Consider the following 2,807-nt stretch of genomic DNA (forward strand, 5'->3'; position numbering starts at 1 on the left):
GACGCGGGCGGTCAGCCGTTCAGCCGCTGGTGGCGCGGATGTGCCCGCCGCCGAGCACCCGGTCGCCGTCGTAGAGCACGATCGCCTGCCCCGGCGCGGTGCCCCGCACGGGGGCGGCCAGCGTGACCACGAGGTCGTCGCCGCGCGCCGCGGCCCGAGCGGGCACGACTGCGCCGTGCGCCCGGACCTGGGCCTGACAGTCCAGCTCGCCCTCGTGCGGCCAGGCCGTCCGGTCGGCGACCAGCAGGTGGATGTCGAGCGCCTCGGCGGGGCCGACGGTCACCGTCGAGGTGACCGGGGAGATGTCGAGCACGTAGCGGGGGCGCCCGTCGGGCGCCGGACGGCCCAGGCCGAGGCCGCGGCGCTGGCCGACGGTGAACGCGAACGCGCCGTCGTGCTCGCCGAGGGTCTCGCCGGTGCCGGCGTCCACGATGGCACCGGGCCGGGAGCCGAGCCGATCGCGCAGCCAGCCGCCGGTGTCACCGTCCGGGATGAAGCAGATGTCGTGGCTGTCCGGCTTGTCGGCGACGGCGAGGCCGCGCTCGGCCGCCTCGCGGCGCACCTGTGCCTTCGTCGAGTCCCCGAGCGGGAATCGGGCGGCGGCAAGCTGGGCGGGCCGCAGCGTGCCGAGCACGTAGGACTGGTCCTTGTCCGGGTCGACGCTGCGGCGCAGCGTGCCATCCGCCTCGAGGCGGGCGTGATGCCCGGTGACGACCGCGTCGAACCCGAGGGCGAGGGCCCGGTCGAGGACGGCGGCGAACTTGATCCGCTCGTTGCAGCGCACGCACGGGTTGGGGGTGCGCCCCGCCGCGTACGACTCGACGAACTCGTCGATGACGTCGGTCTCGAACCGCTCGGCGAGATCCCAGACGTAGAACGGGATGCCGAGCACATCGGCGGCACGCCGCGCGTCGCGGGCGTCCTCCAGCGTGCAGCAGCCGCGCGCGCCGGACCGGTCCGACTCCGGCGATCGGGACAGCGCCAGGTGCACCCCGGTGACATCGTGCCCGGCGTCCACCGCCCGCGCGGCGGCGACGGCGGAGTCGACCCCGCCGGACATCGCGGCCAGCACCCGCATCGGACCGTCCTCTCCTCGTTCCCCTCAGCGGGGCGTTGGGCCCCTGCGCGACAGTGGCCGCGATGATCAGTGGCCGCGATGGTCAGTGGCCGCGATGGTCAGCGGCCGCGATGATCAGTGGCGGCGATGGTCAGACTCCGGTGACCGCCGCGAGCGCGCCGGCCCGGCTCGCCCGCTCGACCACCGGGCCGATCGCCGCGACGACCGCGTCGATGTCCGCCGCCGTCGACGTGTGGCCGAGGGAGAACCGCAGCGACGCGCGGGCGTGTTCCGCTCCCGCTCCCATGGCGAGCAACACATGCGAGGGCCGGGCTACTCCCGCCGAGCAGGCCGATCCCGTCGAACATTCGATGCCGCGCGCGTCGAGCAGCATCAGCAGGGAGTCGCCCTCGCAGCCTGGGAAGCTCAGGTGGGCGTTGCCGGGCAGCCGGGGGGGCTCGCCGGGCCGCGCGACCAGCGGCGGTCCGTTGAGCACCGCGCCCGGCACCCGTTCGCGGATCCGGTTGACCAGATCGTCGCGCAGCCCGGCCAGCCGGGTGCGCTCCGTCGGCGCCTGCGCGCGCACGGCCGTCGCCGCGGCCGCGAAGGCCGCCACGCCGGCGGTGTTCAACGTGCCCGATCGGATGTCACGCTCCTGGCCGCCGCCGTGGGTGATCGGTTCGAGCACGAGACCGCGGCGCACGACGAGCGCGCCGACACCGACCGGGCCGCCGATCTTGTGCGCCGAGATCGTCACGGCGTCCGGGCCGTCCCCGCCGACCTCGACCGGGATCTGCCCGAAGGCCTGTACCGCGTCGGTGTGGAACGGCAGCCCGTGCCGGTGCGCGAGGGCCGCGAGTTCGGCCACCGGCTGGATCGTGCCGACCTCGCTGTTCGCCCACATCACCGACACCACGGCGACGGACCGCGGGTCACGGGCAATCGCGGCGGCGAGCGTCTCGGGATGCACCATGCCGGCGGCGTCGACGTCGAGCAGCTCGACCTCGGCGCCCTGCGCGTCGCCCAGCCAGCGCACCGTGTCGAGCACGGCACGATGCTCGACCGCGCTGACCAGCACCCGGCGCCGCGCCGGGTCGGCGCCGCGGCGCGCCCAGTAGAGGCCTTTCAGCGCGAGGTTGTCGCTCTCCGTGCCACCGCCGGTGAACACCACGTCGGACGGGCGGGCACGCAGCATCTCGGCCAGCGCCTCACGGGACTCCTCGACGATCCGCCGGGCCCGGCGTCCGCTGGCATGCAGCGACGACGCGTTGCCGGTATCGGCGAGCACCGCGGTGTACGCGGCGAGCGCCTCCGGTCGCATCGGCGTCGTCGCTGCATGGTCGAGGTAGGTCACGGGTAAAGGGTAATCGCGCGGGGCTGGGCGGCGCGGGCACGTCGATCACCCGGCCGGCGCCGGCCGGCGCCCACGTCGGCGGTGGCGCAGTGGCGCCACGGACCGGATGGCCGCGACGGACGCGACGGGCGGCAAGGACGGCAGCAACGGCTGGGCCGTACCGCCGACCAGACAGCCGGCCCACAACCCGGCGCAGTAGGCGGCGTCGTCGGCGACGCGCAGCGCCACGTAGGGCAGCAGGCCCACATCGGGGCGCTGCGTCCACCAGTCGCCAACCAGCGGCAGCGCGGCGGCGGCGAGCACCAGGCGGCCGGGTCTTCCGGCGCAGGCCAGCAGCGGCAGCCAGGTCCGCCGGGCCCCCTCGGCGGCGGCGAGCAGCCCACGTCGGCGCACCCG

At 75.6% G+C, this 2,807-nt stretch carries 2 protein-coding genes and 1 pseudogene; all 3 read right to left on the reverse strand.

Annotated features, from left to right (window positions below; translation table 11 throughout):
• Positions 1–19: 19 nt before the first annotated feature.
• Positions 20–1,078, reverse strand: coding sequence for a tRNA 2-thiouridine(34) synthase MnmA (gene mnmA / locus MXD58_RS28080; protein ID WP_248840913.1), 1,059 nt, complete (start codon positions 1,076–1,078; stop codon positions 20–22).
• Positions 1,079–1,208: 130 nt separating this feature from the next.
• Positions 1,209–2,411 carry a cysteine desulfurase family protein gene (locus MXD58_RS28085; protein ID WP_248840914.1) on the reverse strand — a complete coding sequence of 401 codons (1,203 nt, stop codon included), beginning with the start codon at positions 2,409–2,411 and terminating at the stop codon, positions 1,209–1,211.
• Positions 2,412–2,456: 45 nt separating this feature from the next.
• A pseudogene (locus MXD58_RS28090) lies at positions 2,457–2,807 on the reverse strand (hypothetical protein); the annotation flags it as partial.

This window comes from Frankia sp. AgKG'84/4 (assembly GCF_023242965.2).
Classification (GTDB): domain Bacteria; phylum Actinomycetota; class Actinomycetes; order Frankiales; family Frankiaceae; genus Frankia.